The following is a 15,604-nucleotide window of genomic DNA, read 5'->3' as shown; positions in this document are numbered from 1 at the left end:
CGCTCACACCGCGCGCACGTCCACCAATTCGCCTGCCGCGCCACGCTCCCCTTGGGGATCGACGAGATCGGCGATGGCCATGGTGACGCTGACGCCCGAGAACAGGAAAGCGACGGCAAGGGCGAAAAGGGTGGCGACTTCCATGAAGCACTCCAGCTACGTTTAGGAGTTTCCATTATATGATGCGTCGCACCATCTGTAAATATTTTGTATGTGGTATATCACGAGAGATTGAGCATCTCGCCTGGAAATGATCGATCAGTCGCTTTCCGTCTCTTTTCTGCATCGATCGGCGAATTCCCGGGCGGCCCAGTCGAGAAACGCCCTCACCCGTGGCGATAGCTGCCGGGACCGCTGATACAACAGCGAGACCGGCGCCGAAGGCGGCGGCGTGTCCGGCAGGATCTCCACCAGTTCGCCATCGGCCAGTTCCCGTTCGATATGGAAGCGCGGCACCTGGGCCAACCCTAGCCCCAGCTTGATCCCGGCCAGGTAGCTTTCCGTCCCGGTCACGGTCAGTACGGCCGGTATCGATACGGCCTGTATTTCCCCGTGGACGTCGAACTCCAGCGGCGTGACATTCCCCGTCGTAACCGATCGGATGCCCACCATCTGGTGCCCGTCGAGCGATGCCAGGCTCGTTGGCGTGCCGAACCGCGCCAGGTAAGCCGGCGTGGCGCAGGTCAGCCGGTCCAGGGTCGCCACTTGCCGCGCCACCAGCTCGCTATCGGGCAATTTGCCATAGCGGAGCACGCAATCGACGCCCTCCTGCACCATGTCGACCCAGCGGTCGCCCTCGCTCATCGAGATCTGGATATGCGGATGCCGGGCGAGGAAGTCCGGAAATCCCGGCAGCAGGAAATGGCGCGCGATTGTGCCCTGCACCTCCAGCCGCAGCAGCCCCTTCGGCTCGGCGCCGTTGAAGGCGCCCTCGGCGTCCTCGATGTCGTCCAGGATGGTCAGGCAGCGCCGGTAGTACGCCTCCCCGTCCAGCGTCGGCCGCACTACGCGCGTGGTCCGCTGCAGCAGCCGAACTCCCAGCCGCCCCTCCAGATCGTGGATGACCTTGGTCACCGTCGATCTCGGCACCTCCATGTCGTGCGCCGCCAGCGTAAAGCTGCGCCGCTCCACCACCCGCGTAAATAGCCGCATTGCGTCGAACCGGTCCACCCCACCCTCCGCCGATTGTTTCCCTGCCAGAACAAGTGCGGGCAATTTTAGACCGATTATCTATCCGCTCCAATCGCGCATAGTTCACTCAACCCGCAGCGCCACACAGCGAATGGCGGCCACCCAACCCCGGAGAAGAACCATGAGCACCACCCAGATCACCCCCGAAGCCACCGCCCAGGCCAAGTCCAACCAGCAGGTCGCCATCGTGACCGGCGCCTCACGCGGCATCGGCGCCGCCATCGCCCGCCGGCTGGCGCAGGAGGGCTTCACCGTCGTCGTCAACTATGCCGGCAGCGCCAGCGAGGCCGAGGCGCTGGTGGCCGAAATCGAAGCCGCCGGCGGCCGGGCGATTCCGGAGCAGGCCAATGTGGCCGACCCGGCCGCCGTGGCGCGCATGTTCGATGCCGCCGAAGCCGCTTTCGGTGGTGTGGACGTCCTCGTCAACAACGCCGGCATCATGAAGTTGGCGAAGCTGGCCGACAGCGACGACGCCTTGTTCGACAGCCAGATCGCCATCAACCTCAAGGGCACGTTCAACACGCTGCGCGAAGCGTCGCGCCGCCTGCGCAACGGCGGCCGAGTGATCAACCTGTCGTCGAGCGTGGTCGGCCTCTACCAGCCCGCCTACGCGGTGTACGCCGCCACGAAGGCCGGCGTGGAAGCCATGACGCATGTGATGACGAAGGAAATGCGCGGCCGGAACATCACGGTGAACGTCGTGGCACCCGGCCCCACTGCCACCGCCCTGTTCCTCGACGGCAAGCCGCAGGAAGTCATCGACAACCTCGCCCGGCTCGCCCCGCTGGAGCGCCTGGGCGCGCCGGAGGACATCGCCAACACCGTGGCCTTCCTGGCTGGCCCCGATGGCGCCTGGGTCAACGGGCAAACCATCCGCGTCAACGGCGGCATCATCTGATGCAGGAGCGGAGTCCATCATGAAGAAAGTCATCCTCATCACTGGCGCGTCGAGCGGCTTCGGCCGCCTGACCGCCGAGGCCCTCGCCAAGGCCGGCCACACGGTCTACGCCTCCATGCGCAACACGGCCAGCCGCAATGCCGAAGTCGTGGCGCAAATGGCTGCGTTCGCCCGCAGGCATGACGCTGATCTGCGTACGGTGGAGCTGGACGTACAGTCGCAGCCGTCCATCGATGACGCCGTGGCCAGCATCCTCACCGCCACGGGCCGCATCGACGTGCTGATGCATAACGCGGGCCACATGGCCTTCGGCCCCGCCGAGGCGTTCACGCCGGAACAATTCGCCCAGCTGTACGACATCAACGTGCTCAGCACCCAGCGCGTGAACCGCGCGGTGCTGCCCCATCTGCGCCGCCAGAAGCAAGGGCTGCTGGTCTGGGTCTCGAGCAGCAGCTCGGCCGGCGGCACCCCGCCCTACCTCGCCCCCTACTTCGCGGCGAAGGCGGCGATGGATGCCATCGCGGTCCAGTACGCGCGCGAGTTGTCGCGCTGGGGCATCGAGACATCGATCATCGTCCCGGGCGCGTTCACCAGCGGCACCAACCATTTCGCGCACACGGGGTTGCCTGCCGATACCGCGCGCGCGGAGGAATACGAGTCGGGCCCTTATCCCGGCTTTGGCGATGAAATCCAGCACGCGTTCGCCGGCATCGTGCCGCCCGATGCGGATGCGGGACAAGTGGCCGACGCCATCGTCGATGTCGTCAACGCGCCGTTCGGCAAGCGGCCGTTCCGCGTGCATGTCGATCCGACGCAGGACGGCGCCGACGTCGGCTTCGCCGTGCTGGACCGCCTGCGTGCCGAGATGCTCCATCGCGTGGGCATGGGAGACCTTCTCGTGCCGCGCGTCGCGCAGTGAGCACGCTGCAATCTCTACGACCTCGTAACATTTTCCCCCACGCTTCTTCCATCACAACTGCACCGAGACACTGCATCATGCCCTGATGCAGTGCTCTCACGTCACCGCTTCATTACTAGTGTTGCGTGACGCGCGCATGACCCTTGTCGCACGCGGCCAACCGAACGGCCGTACTAAGTATCGCGATATACAGTCCTTACACTTCCTTACAGCACGCCCCCGTCAAACTGACTACCTTTGAATCGCTCCGGCAATGCCATGCCGATCCCATCCGCGATATGGTGTGACGGAGCATCAATGGGCGTGTATCGCCTCGCTGTACCGGTCCGCTTTTGTGGGCCTCTCAAATGACCGGCCTGCCTGCCCGGTCTGGAAGTAAAGCCAGTTCCGGCGCGTAGCAACAGCCCGGGACCACGCGCATAAGAACTACCTGGGGACGACGACGTTGCGCCTCCGCGCGCGCCAACACCGCGTGCGGGGTGCAGCTTTTGCCCGTGATTTCCGCGATTCCGCTCCGGCCATCGCGGTGGGGACGCTTTTGCCCGTTTTTTGACGGGCGCTGACTATTGTTCGGAGGATGGCATGCAGAACGACAAGCCCGACAACAAACCAACGTTGCCGACGCGCCGGCCCACCTCCCCCGCGCCCCCGCCCGGCGGTAAGCTCGACGACCCCCTCGTCGCGCGGCGTGGCGGCACGCTGAGCCTGCGGCCGCTGTGGCAGATCGTGCCGCGGCTGGCCAGCTACGGGATGGTGGCCTTCATCATCTGGGTGGTCCTCTCCGTGATGTTCCCGCCCGTGTTCACGCGGTCTTCCGAGCGCGCCGTGGTGAACAGCCCCGTGAACCTCGTCACCACGCCGGTCGAAGGCATCGTGACGAAGCAGATCGTGGCTGTGGGCAGCACCTTCGCGCAGGGGCAGTCGCTGATGACGCTCCAGAATCCCAATACCGACCGCTCGCTGCTGGTGGAACTGCTCGGCAAGCAACTCGACAACCAGAAGCGCTATGAAGCCGCCAAGGCCAAGCTCGAGGGCAACCAGGCGCGGCTGGCGTCCACCGGCGACGACATCAAGCGCTACCAGTCGGCGGCGCAGCGCGAGCATGCGTCCAAGCTGCGCGGCATCGAGGCGCGGCTCTCCGTGGCCAAGCAGCAGATCGACCAACAGACCGACCTCGTCAATCGCAACCAGGCCATGCAGTGGGCCGGGGCGGTGAGCCAGGCCTATACCGATGCCTCGCGCAACCAGCTCACCGTGCTGGCCGGCAATCGGGATGCGATCCAGGCCGAACTGGATACCGCACGCGGCAGCAGCGAGGCGGCGCGCGGCAAGGTGTACATGTCGAGTACCGACGGCGCGCTGGGCTCGCTCGCGCAACGGCAGGACGAGTTGCGCGCGGAGAACGTGCAGCTCGAAGCCGAGATCAAGCAGTTGGAGGAGTACGGCCAGTCGGTCGACAAACTCGTCGCCGCCGAGCAGGAGCGCGTGGAGCGGGTCACCAACCTCGACATCAAGGCCTATGGCGGCGGCATCGTCGAGGATGTGACCGCCCCGCCGGGTACGCGCGTGGCGGCCGGCGCCACCTTGATGCGCACCACCAACTGCGCCCAGCCGAGCGTGGTGGCGGTGTTCCCGCGCAGCCTCAGCAAGGACCTCCTGCCCGGCGCCAAGGTCAAGGTGCAGGTCGATGGCGTGGCCGTGCCGCTGTCGGGCGCCGTGTCCGAGATCCTGCCGCGCGCCCCCGATGGCGACCAGGCGCGCTACTTCGTGCCCTTCCCGCCCATCGAGAAGAACGAGATCTATCTGATTGCCAAGCTGAACAAGCCTCTGCCTGACTTGCCCGGCAGCAGCGGCAGCGGCACGGACCGCTGCGCGCTCGGCCACTGGGCCAAGGTCAGCCTCGATCGCCCGTGGTTCAAGAGCCTGATCTGAGATCGATTGCGTTCGATTGCGTTCGACTGGATCGGCAATCCGCCACGTTCCCCACGCCCGCAGGAAGGAGACCTCGCCGTGCAGCGTTATTCCCTACCCTCCCAAGCGCTGGCGTGCGCGGGGGCGTGCCTGATGGCCGCCGCGCTCGCCACGCCGCCCCCCGCCATGGCCGCGCCCCCGGTTCCGCCCGACGCCGCGCGCCAGCAATTGCGCGATGGCGCCTGCCAGGCGCTGACCGCGCGCGTCGGCGCCTTGCCCGGCAAGGGCCCGGTCATGCTCGGCAGCTACGAGCCGGCCCCCGGCGGCGAGCCCCTGCCCGCCCCGCTGCGCCAGTCGGCCTTCGTCTATGACAACGCGCTGGCCGGCATCGCCCTCATTGCCTGCGGGCAGCCCGCCGCCGCGCGCCGGATTGCCGATGGCGTGGTGGCCGGCGTCACGCGTGACCGCCACTACCACGATGGCCGCGTGCGCAACGCCTACCGCGCCGGCGCCGTGCCCGATGGCCCGGTGCCGCTGCCGGGCTGGTGGGACGAGCCGAGCAAGAAATGGTTCGAAGACCGCTACCAGGTGGGCACGGCCACCGGCAATGTCGCCTGGGCCGCGCTGCTGCTGCTGGCGGTCTATGAATCGACGCAGGACCGCCGCTACCTGGACACCGCCGGCACGCTGATGGGCTGGATCGACAAGCAGACCTTCGCCAGCGAGCCCCCGGCGGCCTTTATCGGCGGCTTCTTCGGCCATGAGCCCGCGCCGCAGCGGCAGGGCTGGAAGTCCACCGAACACAATGTCGATGCCTACGCGGCGTTCCGCTGGCTGGGCCGCTACAGCGATGACCCGCGCTGGCGCACCGGCGCGGACCGCGCCAAGCGCTTCGTGGAGGCGATGTGGCAGCCCGGCGAAGGCCGCTTCGTCATCGGCACGCGCGACGATGGGCGCTCGCTCAACGCCGGGCCGTCCGCGCTCGATGCCTCGCTATGGCCGCTGATCGCCGTGCCCGAATCGGCCAATACCTGGCGCCGCGCGCTGGACTGGACGCGGAGCCGCCACGCCGTGGGCGGCGGCTACGGCTTCAACGCCAGCCCCGATGGCGTCTGGACGGAAGGCACCGGACAGGCCGCGCTGGTCCTGCGCGCCATGGGCCGCGAGGACGAGGCCCGCCCGCTCTGGCCGCTGCTGCTGGCCCAGCGGGCGCCCTCGGGCTACCTCTTTGCCACGCCCGAGCGCCGCATCCGCACCGGTCTCCAGATCGGCCCGGACAGCACCACCGACGATTTCTACTACTACCACCTGCCCCACCTCGGGGCCACCGCGTGGGCCATCCTGGCCGCGGCCGGCTGGAATCCGTTCCAGCCCGGCGGACGACAGGCCGACACCGCCAATGTCGCCAACAAGGAGTGACGATGTTCGCCGATTTTCTCGAAAACCGGATGCTGATGGAGATCAACGCCGGCGCCTTCCTGATCGCGGTGCTATGCCTGCGCGGCAGCCGCCATCGCGCGGCGGACCGTTGGCTGTTCGGCATCGCCGCCGGGGTGCTGCTGTCGTGCTACTACGTCTGGCGCTGCACGCAGACCCTGCCGGACTGGCGCATGGACTTCCCGAGCGTGTGGTCGTACGCGTTCTTCGGCTTCGAGACCCTGACGATTGCCTACACGCTGATCTCGATCGTCACGCTGACGCGCACCTCGGACCACAGCGCGGCGGCCGATGCCGGCGAGGCGGTCCTGCGCCGCAGCCCCGAGGTGCCGCAGGTGGACATCTTCATCGCCACCTATAACGAGGGGCTGGACGTACTCGAAAAGACCATCGTCGCCGCACTGGCCATCGACTATCCCAACTTCCGCGTCTGGGTGCTCGACGATACCCGGCGCGACTGGCTCAAGGACTTCTGCGGCACGGTCGGCGCGCGCTACGTGACCCGTCCGGACAACACCCACGCCAAGGCTGGCAACCTCAATAACGGGCTGCAGCACAGCGCGGAGGCGGGCGGCGCGCCGTTCATCATGGTGCTGGATGCGGACTTCGCGCCGAACCGGAACATCCTGCTGCGCATCGTCGGCCTGTTCGACGACCCCGTGGTCGGCGTGGTGCAGACGCCGCAGTTCTACTACAACGCCGACCCGATCCAGTACAACCTGCGCTCCACCGAATGCTGGGTGGACGAGCAGCGGGCCTTCTTCGACGTCATGCAGCCGGCCAAGGACGCCTGGGGCACCGCGTTCTGCATCGGCACTTCGTTCGTGGTGCGGCGCGACGCGCTGACCAAGATCGGCGGATTTCCGACCGGCACGGTCACCGAGGACATCCACCTGACCTACCGCCTGATGCCGCACGGCTACATCACGCGCTGGCTCAACGAGCGGCTCAGCGTGGGCCTGTCTGCCGAAGGGCTGCCTGAGTACATCAGCCAGCGCAGCCGCTGGGGGCTGGGCACGATCCAGGTGGCGCTCACCGCCGATGGTCCCCTGCGCGGGCGCGGCTATTCGCTGCGGCAGCGGCTGCACTACGTGCACGGCCTGCTCCACTGGCTGAGCCGCCCGTTCACCTTGATGCTGCTGGCCGGCCCCCTGCTCTACTGGTATTTCAACGTGCCGACGCTATATGGCGATCCGGTCCAGTTCCTCGCCTATGGCGTGCCGGCGCTGCTACTGTACTGGGCCTACAGCATCTGGATCACCGGCTCGCGGGCGATGCCGATCTTCACCGAGGTCACCCAGATCGTGGCGGCACTGGCGGTGACCGCCACGCTGGCCAGCGCCGTGTTCAAGCCGTTCGGGCGACCGTTCAAGGTCACCAACAAGGGGCTGGACCGCTCGAAGCTGGTGATCCACGGCAAGTTCGCCGCGCTCTACGGCGGAATGTTCCTGCTCACCGGCATGGGGCTGGCGCGTGCCGTGGCCGCCGATGGCTCGGCGCCCGGCCTGGCCTTCAACATCGGCTGGACGCTGGTGTCGATGGTGCTGTACTTCGCCTCCCTGCTGGTGTGCTTCGAGCTGCCGCGCCCCCGCAAGGAAGAACGCTTTCCGCACCGGGAGCGCGCCGTGCTGCGGCTCTTCGGCAAGGATGGCAACGCCTACGAATTCCACGGCACCACGCGCGACCTCTCCTGCAACGGCGCGGGCCTGCTGCTCGACGGCAACGCGGCCGTCACGCGCGGCATGGACGGCGCCGAAGGGGCGATCTGGCTGGAACCGCTGGGCTGGGTGCCCTGCCGCGTGGCGCGTGCGCGCGGCAACCTCGCCGGCGTGGCGCTGCGCCCCGACACGGCCGCCCGCCACCGCCTGATCCGCCTGCTGTTCAGCGAGCCCGCACACAACATCGCAGACCGTGGCCGGCCCGGCGTGGCCATCGCCCAGCTGCTGCGACGCGCTTTTTCGGGATAACCACCATGACCAAGACAATCACGACGATGCGCTACCTAGTTCCCCTGCTCCCGCTGGCGCTGGTCGCCTGCACGCTCGAACCCACCTACCAGCGGCCCGAGTCGCCGGTGCCCCAGCAATGGCCGACCGGCGCCGCGTACCAATCTGGCGCATCCGGTGCCCAGGCGGCCTCACCGGGGCAAGCGCAGGCGCAGGCACCCGCCGCCAGCCTGGGCTGGGAAGATTTCTTCACCGATGCGCGCCTTCGCCGGCTGATCGAACTCGCGCTGGCCAACAATCGCGACCTGCGCATCGCCACGCTGTCGATCGACCAGGCGCGCGCGCAGTACCGCATCCAGCGGGCGGCGCAGTTCCCGGCCATCAATGGCAGCGCCGGCTTCGCCAGTTCGCGCATCAGCGGCGACCTGCGCCCGCCGGGGCAGGACCCGATCATCAACGCGTGGACCGCCGGCGTGGGCTTCAACGCCTTCGAACTGGACCTGTTCGGCCGGGTGCGCAGCCTCAAGCACGAGGCGCTGGAGCAATACCTCGCCATCGAGGAGGTGCGCCGCAGCGCGCAAATCAGCCTCGTGGCCGAGGTTGCCAGTGCCTACCTGACGCTCCGGGCCGATCAGGAACTGCTGAAGATCTCGCAGGACACGCTCAAGGTGCAGGAAGACGCCGCGCAGATGATCGACCGCAGCAAGCGCGCGGGCGGCATGGCCCAGCTCGACACCCATCGCGCCCAGACCCAGCTGGAGACGGCGCGCGTGGGCGTGGAGCAGTACACGCGCCAGGTGGCGCAGGATGAAAACGCGCTGGCGCTGCTGATCGGCGGGCAACTGCCGGCCGACTTGCCGGCGCCGCAGCCGTTCGAGAACAATTCCTTCGTGGCCGAATTGCCGGCCGGGCTGCCCTCCACCGTGCTCGAGCAGCGGCCAGACATCATGGCCGCCGAACACCGGCTCAAGGCGGCCAACGCCAATATCGGCGCGGCGCGGGCGGCCTTCTTCCCGACCATCTCGCTGACCGCCAGCGTCGGCGCGGCCAGCAGCACGCTGGCGGGGCTGTTCTCGGGCGGCATGGCCTGGGTCTTCGCGCCGCAGATCACCCTGCCGATCTTCAATGCGGGCGCCAATCAGGCGCGCCTGACCGTCTCCGAGGTGCAGAAGGACATCAACGTGGCCGCCTACGAGAAGACCATCCAGGGTGCGTTCCGCGAAGTGGCCGACGGGCTGGCCGCGCGCGGCACCTACGACCGCCAGACGGCTGCGCAGGAGGCGCTGGCGAAGGAGATTACCGAGACGCGGCGCCTGTCGGAAATCCGCTTCAAGAACGGGGTGGATGACTACTTCGGCGTCTTCGATGCCCAGCGGCAGCTCTACAACGCCCAGCAGACGCTGGTGACGATCCGCCTCGCGCGGCTGACCAGCCGGGTGGGCCTGTACAAGGCGCTCGGCGGCGGATGGACGCAGGCGACGGTGGCCCAGCCGGCCCACCCCGCACCCGGCGCGCCAGCCGCGCCAGCCGCCCCCGCCGCGAAAGCTGCCACGCCGGCCGTCACGCAGCCGGTTGCGCAGGCACGGTGAACTGGACCACGGCGCCCCGGGGCTGGTTCGGGCTCGCCCAGAGCCGGCCGCCGTGGGCCTCGATGATCGACCGGCAGATCGACAGCCCCATGCCCAGGCCCGTGGCCTTGGTCGTGTAGAACGGGGCGAACACGCGCTCGGCGTCTTGCGGCGCAAAGCCTGGGCCGGTGTCGCTCACCGTCACCAACACGCTGCCGGCCTCGGCCTGCACGGTGCGGATAAGCAATTGCCGGGCACCGTCGCCGATGCCGCCCATGGCCTCCAGCGCGTTCATGATCAGGTTGAGCAGCACCTGCTGCAGTTCCACGCGGTCGCCTTCGATGGCTGGCAAGCCATCCGCAAGCTGCGCCTGCACCGTGGCGCGGCCCTTGTCGGCTTCGCCACGGGTCAGCTCGACCACCTCGCCGATCGCCTGATTGATGTCCACCAGCTCCTTGCGCGGCGGCGCCTTCTTGATCAGTTGGCGGATGCGCCCGAGCACGTCCCCCGCGCGGTTGGCGTCCTTGACGATACGGGTGAGCGCCTGGCCCACCTCGTCGATATTGGACGGTTTGGCGCCCAGCCAGCGCAGTGCCGCCTGCGCATTGGTCACCGTCGCCGCAATCGGCTGGCTGACTTCGTGCGCGATCGACGCCGCAAGCTGCCCCATGGTGGCCACGCGGTTGGCGTGCGCCAGTTCGGCCTGGACTTCGCGATAGCGCTGCTCGCCCTGGTGGACCCTTTCCTCGGCCTGCTTGCGCTCGGTCAGGTCGAGCACGAACGCCACGCCCTCCTTCCGGCCGGCTTCGAACGTGGCCAGGCCAACGATGACCGGCAAGTAGCTGCCATCCTTCCTGACGTACGCCTTCTCGAAGGGCCGCGCGTGCCCCGTCCGCACGGCCTCGGCCAGTGCATGGTGGTTGACCGGGCGCAATTCCGGCGGCGTCAGGTCGTCCCAGCCCACGCGCCCCGAGAGCAGTTCCTCGCGCTCATATCCCACCATGCGCAGGAAGGCATCATTGGCTTCGAGAATCTCGCCCTCGCCCCGCCAGAAGACGATCCCGATGATGTTGGCGTCCACGAGTCGCCCGATCTTCGCTTCCCGTTCCGCCACGTCGCGGTACAGCCGGGCGTTTTCCAGCGAGATGGCGGCCTGCGAGGCCAGCAGCTTCAGCACTGCGATCTGGGCCGGGCAGAACACGCGGGCGGTCAGGTTGTTTTCGAGGTACAGCGCGCCGATGAGCTTGGCCTGGTTCATCAGCGGCAGGCAGAGCACGGAGCGGGCGCGATGCTGGCGAATGTACGGGTCGGCGGAGAAGGACGGCTCGGCCACGGCGTCGTCGAGGAACACGTTCTCGCGCGTGCGCAGGGCATGGTAGAGGACCGATTCCGGCAGCATGGCCGCGCTCACGGGCGCCGCGCGCAGTTGCAGCAGGATCGCGTCGCTGCCGGTCGTGGCTTCCGCCGCAATTCGCAGTTCGCCGCCGTCCGACAGGATCAGCAGGCCGCGTTCGGCGCCGGCCTGCTCGATGGCCGTGCGCATGATCATCTCGATCAGGTTGTCCAGGACGATTTCGCCCGAGGCGGCCTGTGACACCTTGATCACGGTGGCAAGGTCGAGATGTTCGACTGGCGTGGCGATGGTGTTCGTCGCCCCGGGCGCGGCTTCCTCCGTCCGCAGTTGCGGATATTCGGCCTCCAACTGCCGCACCTTGCCCGCAGCGCCCCAGCGCAGGTAGCCGTAACGGGCGTCCCGCAAATAGACACGGGCGATCTTCGCCAGACCACGCGCCGCATAGAAGCGTGCCGCGAGTTCGTTGACAAGCGCCTCATTGTGCACATAACCGCCATCCTGCGCGAGCTGGATGGCGGTCTCGTAGCCAAGTTCGGCGTCCACCACACGGTCTTCGAGCCGGGCGATTTCGGCAGCCACCAGCGCGGCATGGCCGGCGAAGTTCTCCGGGCAGAGATCGGCCCAGATGCGGAGTTCGCGTTGCTGGGCGGCCAGGATGTCCATATGTGGCTGGCGGTCGTCGGCTGGCATGGCGGTGCACAGGCCGGCCCGGGCCAGCGCGCTATAGAAGACGTACTCGCCCTCTTCGATGAACCCGTGCGCGGCCGGCAGCAGCGGTTCTGCCCGGGACGCGGCCTCCAGGGCGCCCGCATGGTCGCCGGCGACATAACGCGCCTGCAGTTTGCGGATCCAGTACCAGCAGGCGTTCAGGATGGAGCCCATGGGCAGGCGGCCCTCGACCTGGGCTTCGTTGAACTGCGCGTCGTCCAGGCTGCCGAATGCCGGCGTCAGGCCGCGCAACATCCGGATCAGCGCAAGCTGGGTCTCCATGAAGCCGATGACGAGGCCGAAGCGCTTCATCTTCACGTAGGCCAGGCCGCGTTCGGCTTCGCTCTGGGTCTCCGCCAGCGGCGTGCCGATGAACAGCAGGTTGGCGGCGAGGCTGTTGCAGACGAAGGCGCCGAACGGCACGTCGCCAGTCCGGTTCGCGGCGTCGAAGGCGCGGCGCAACTGGTCGTTGGTGGTCCGCACAGGCTCCGCCCAGCGCCGGGCGAACAGCGCGTAGGACAGGTAGGTGCGGGCTTCGTAGTGATCGAGCCCGCGCCGCTCCGCCAGTTCGCAGCCAAGCTGGCCGAACTGGAAGGCGCGCGCGTAGTCGCCAAAGCGCCGCCCGACCACCCGGGGCACGTTGGTGTAGGCCACGCACGAGGCATCGGCGTTGCCGTGCTCCAGACTGAGGTTGGTCGCCTTGCAGATGGTCAGGGACGCGAGGTTGGCATCCGTATGCGACGCCGGCACGAAAAGCTTGATCAGGACGTCGACGGTACCGATCGAGGCGGGATCCTCCATCGGCGGCGAGTCGATCAGCGTTTCGATCGGCCGATCGCCGAGTTGGGACCGGATGCGCGCGTACTCGGCCTGCACCGCGGTCTCGTCCGGGTGCGGGGACCAGTCGATCCCCACATGGCGGAGGAAGGCGAGGCAAACGGCGATGGCGTTGTCGCGCTGGCCGAGCACCACGTAGATGTCCACCTGCCAGCAGGTGACCTGGGCACGTTCGACCGTCGTCGTGGCGCGCGCGGACAGCGCCGCGAACCGCGCTTCGGCCACCGGCGCCTGCCCGGACAGGAACTCGCACTGGGCGCGACCCGACTCCAGCGCGAATCGCAGCGCAGGCCGGCGGACCCAGCCGTCGTCGTTCAGGAGTGCCGCGCCCGCCGCGAAATAGGTGAGCGCCGAGGCGTAGGCCGTCGCCGCCTTGGCGCGCTCGCCGGCCAGCAGGTTGAATTCGGCCAGTTGGTCCCGTTCGTCCTGTTCGGTGATCAGCGCGGCGCCCCGGTTGAGCTGGCCCACGATCTCGAAGATCGCGCCTTGGCGCTCGCCCGGTGCCGTCTGGGCGGCAATCAGCCGCCCGACCCGGAGGTGGGCCTCGGCGCGCGAGGCTTCGGGGATCATCGAATAGGCGGCTTCGTGGATCCGGTCGTGCACGAAGGCGTAGGCGCCCTCCTGCCGCTCGACCAGCTCCTGACGAATCGCCTCCCAGAAGGCCGCATGGACCTGCCCTTCGGCCATGCCGAGGATGGTCGAGAGCGTGGTGATGCCGGCGACGTTGCCGAGGCAGGCCAGTTGCTGCAAGGCCTGCTGGGTCGCGTCGGGCAGGCGGGCCAGCTTGCCGACCATCAGCTCCACCACGTTGTCGGTGTAACCCTTGGCGTGGATGCGGTCGGCCTCCCAGCGCCAATCCCGGGCGGCATGGTCGAAGGTCAGCAGGTTCTCATCGACCAGCCCGTGCAGGAACTGGATCACGAAGAACGGGTTGCCGACGGTCTTGTCCCAGATCAACTGTGCCAGTGGCGCGATGCGCGCCGGCTCGCCATGCAGCGACTCTGCCACCAGTTGCTCGACATGGCCGCCGGTAAGCGGCGCCAGCCGGATTTCGTCGATCCTGACACCCTTGCCGCGAATGGCGCGCAGCGTGCCCGCCAGCGGATGCGCGTCGTCGACCTCGTTGTCGCGATAGGCACCGATCAGCATCAGGTAGCGCAGGTCCGCATGGCTCAGCAGGTCTTCCAGCAGGGCCAGCGTGGCGGCGTCGAGCCACTGGAGGTCGTCGAGAAACAGCGCCAGCGGATGCTCGGCCCGGGCGAATACGCCGATGAAGCGCCGGAAGACGAGCAGGAAGCGGTGCTGCGCCTGCTGGGGCTCCAGTTCGGCCACCGGCGGCGGCTCGCCGATGATCAGCTTCAGTTCCGGGATCAGGTCCGTCATGAGCCGCGCATTGGGCTCCAGCGCCTCCAGCAGCGCGCCGCGCCAGCGTTCGAGCTCCGCATCGGGCTTGCCGAGCAGCGAGCGCACCAGGCCCTGGAAGGCCTGCACCAGCGTGGAATACGGGATGTCGCGCTTGTACTGGTCGAACTTGCCGGACGCAAACAGCCCGCGCGGCGGCACCAGCACCCGGTGCAGTTCATAGACCACCGACGACTTGCCGATGCCGGAATAGCCGGAGACCAGCACCATCTCCGGCACGCCGCCGTCGACGATCCGCGCGAAGGCGTCGAGCATCGTATCGACCTCCTGCTCACGCCCGTACAGCTTCTCGGGTATCCGCAGCCGGTCGCGCGTGCCGTGCCCGTCGAGTGGGAGTGCGTCGATGCTGCCCTGCCGCCTCCAGTCGTCCAGACAGCGCCGCAGGTCATGCTCGAGCCCGGCGGCGGTCTGGTAACGCTCCTCGGCCGTCTTGGCCAGCAGCTTCGCGACGATGTCGCAGAGCATGTCCGGGATGGTCTCCACCCGCGTGCGCGCCGCCACCGGGAGGCGGGCGATATGGCAGTGGACCCACTCCATGGCGTCGGTCGCCACGAATGGCAGCACACCGGTCAGCATCTGGTACAGCGTGACGCCCAGGGCATAGAGGTCGCTGCGCGAGTCGATCGACCGGTTCATCCGCCCGGTCTGCTCGGGCGCCATGTAGGCGAGCGTGCCGGCGATGGTCTCGGGCGGCTCCGGGGCCTGCCGTTCGCGTGGCAGCCGCGAGGCAAGGCCGAAACCGGTGAGCCGGGCCTGGCCGTCGGCGCAATTCACGAGGATATGGGTGGGCTTGAGGTCCTTGTGGACCAGCCCGCGCTGGTGCAGCTTGCCCAGTGCCGATGCGATGCCGATGGCGTGCCCCAGGAACGTCTCCGTCTCCATCGGCACGCCCAGTTGCTGCGAAAGCGGTTCGCCGCCGGCGTCCTCCAGGATCAGCAGGCTCCGGCCACCTTCGTGGACCAGTGCCAGCGGACGGGCGGCCCAGCTGCCATCCAGTTCGTCCTTCAGGCCGAATTCGTGGGCGAGGCGATCCAGCGAGGCAGGCAGCGGATGCTCGGCGGCGGGCCGCGCCAGCAGGACGGTCGGCCCGTTGCCGCCGCCCGGGTGCCGCCCTCGATGGAAGACGCGCTCCCCATCGTCCCACTGCATCTTCACGCTGTCATTCATTGGCACCGGCACCTGTCTATATCTATGCGCGAAAAGGCGCCGCGACAGCATATACCAAGCCGCCAGCCGCAAGCTGCCCGGAAGGCACCGCGCGACAGGATTGTCCGAGTTTCAGGGCTGTCTGGCGGCCCGCTGTTGTCGGCTTAAATATCGGGTCGAGATAATCATAGTTATCAGGCGATGTCGAATCGTGATTCGGCCGATTTTTCGGGGTGACGAAGGGAAAAGCCGAGGGGGCGGCTACAC

9 protein-coding genes are annotated in these 15,604 nt (G+C 68.0%); 6 read left to right on the top strand and 3 right to left on the bottom strand.

All coding sequences use genetic code 11. The features are described 5' to 3' along the window. Positions 1 to 3 precede the first annotated feature (3 nt). The gene (locus tag BM115_RS27340; RefSeq protein ID WP_177219974.1) at positions 4 to 144 is read right to left on the bottom strand and encodes a hypothetical protein; all 141 of its coding nucleotides are present in this window, start codon (positions 142 to 144) and stop codon (positions 4 to 6) included. Between the two features lie 114 nt (positions 145 to 258). After that, a complete protein-coding gene (locus BM115_RS19765) occupies positions 259 to 1,170 on the bottom strand; it encodes a LysR family transcriptional regulator (protein ID WP_092297906.1) in 912 nt (303 codons plus the stop codon). Between the two features lie 142 nt (positions 1,171 to 1,312). Between BM115_RS19765 and BM115_RS19760 the strand changes: the two genes are divergently transcribed. From BM115_RS19760 to BM115_RS19735, 6 genes are all read left to right on the top strand, one after another. Then, on the top strand, positions 1,313 to 2,089 hold the full coding sequence (locus BM115_RS19760) for an SDR family oxidoreductase (protein WP_092297903.1): 777 nt from the start codon (positions 1,313 to 1,315) through the stop codon (positions 2,087 to 2,089). Positions 2,090 to 2,108: 19 nt separating this feature from the next. Next, a complete protein-coding gene (locus BM115_RS19755) occupies positions 2,109 to 3,008 on the top strand; it encodes an SDR family oxidoreductase (protein ID WP_177219973.1) in 900 nt (299 codons plus the stop codon). 582 nt (positions 3,009 to 3,590) lie between these two features. Continuing rightward, positions 3,591 to 4,940 (top strand): HlyD family secretion protein, encoded by a 1,350-nt coding sequence (locus BM115_RS19750; protein ID WP_255370912.1) that lies wholly within the window; start codon positions 3,591 to 3,593, stop codon positions 4,938 to 4,940. Positions 4,941 to 5,072: 132 nt separating this feature from the next. Beyond that, entirely contained in the window at positions 5,073 to 6,338 is a 1,266-nt protein-coding gene (locus BM115_RS19745) for a hypothetical protein (RefSeq protein ID WP_369823508.1), read from the top strand. A gap of 2 nt (positions 6,339 to 6,340) precedes the next feature. Beyond that, complete coding sequence (locus tag BM115_RS19740) at positions 6,341 to 8,323, top strand: glycosyltransferase family 2 protein (RefSeq protein ID WP_092297900.1); 1,983 nt, start codon at positions 6,341 to 6,343, stop codon at positions 8,321 to 8,323. Positions 8,324 to 8,328: 5 nt separating this feature from the next. Next, positions 8,329 to 9,891 carry an efflux transporter outer membrane subunit gene (locus tag BM115_RS19735; protein WP_092297897.1) on the top strand — a complete coding sequence of 521 codons (1,563 nt, stop codon included), beginning with the start codon at positions 8,329 to 8,331 and terminating at the stop codon, positions 9,889 to 9,891. On the opposite strand, the gene BM115_RS19730 is transcribed toward BM115_RS19735, so the two are convergent. Then, entirely contained in the window at positions 9,863 to 15,358 is a 5,496-nt protein-coding gene (locus tag BM115_RS19730; protein WP_177219972.1) for a trifunctional serine/threonine-protein kinase/ATP-binding protein/sensor histidine kinase, read from the bottom strand. The genes BM115_RS19735 and BM115_RS19730 overlap by 29 nt on opposite strands. Between the last annotated feature and the right edge of the window lie 246 nt (positions 15,359 to 15,604).

The sequence above is a fragment of the Cupriavidus sp. OV096 genome (assembly GCF_900115455.1).
Classification (GTDB): domain Bacteria; phylum Pseudomonadota; class Gammaproteobacteria; order Burkholderiales; family Burkholderiaceae; genus Cupriavidus.
This window is presented reverse-complemented; position numbering and strand designations above follow the sequence as displayed.

Excerpts from the sequence above, each read along its gene's own strand:
- BM115_RS27340 (WP_177219974.1), bottom strand. The coding sequence starts at position 144 with ATGGAAGTCGCCACCCTTTTCGCCCTTGCCGTCGCTTTCCTGTTCTCG.
- BM115_RS19760 (WP_092297903.1), top strand. The coding sequence starts at position 1,313 with ATGAGCACCACCCAGATCACCCCCGAAGCCACCGCCCAGGCCAAGTCC.
- BM115_RS19755 (WP_177219973.1), top strand. The coding sequence starts at position 2,109 with ATGAAGAAAGTCATCCTCATCACTGGCGCGTCGAGCGGCTTCGGCCGC.
- BM115_RS19750 (WP_255370912.1), top strand. The coding sequence starts at position 3,591 with ATGCAGAACGACAAGCCCGACAACAAACCAACGTTGCCGACGCGCCGG.
- BM115_RS19745 (WP_369823508.1), top strand. The coding sequence starts at position 5,073 with ATGGCCGCCGCGCTCGCCACGCCGCCCCCCGCCATGGCCGCGCCCCCG.
- BM115_RS19740 (WP_092297900.1), top strand. The coding sequence starts at position 6,341 with ATGTTCGCCGATTTTCTCGAAAACCGGATGCTGATGGAGATCAACGCC.
- BM115_RS19735 (WP_092297897.1), top strand. The coding sequence starts at position 8,329 with ATGACCAAGACAATCACGACGATGCGCTACCTAGTTCCCCTGCTCCCG.
- BM115_RS19730 (WP_177219972.1), bottom strand. The coding sequence starts at position 15,358 with ATGAATGACAGCGTGAAGATGCAGTGGGACGATGGGGAGCGCGTCTTC.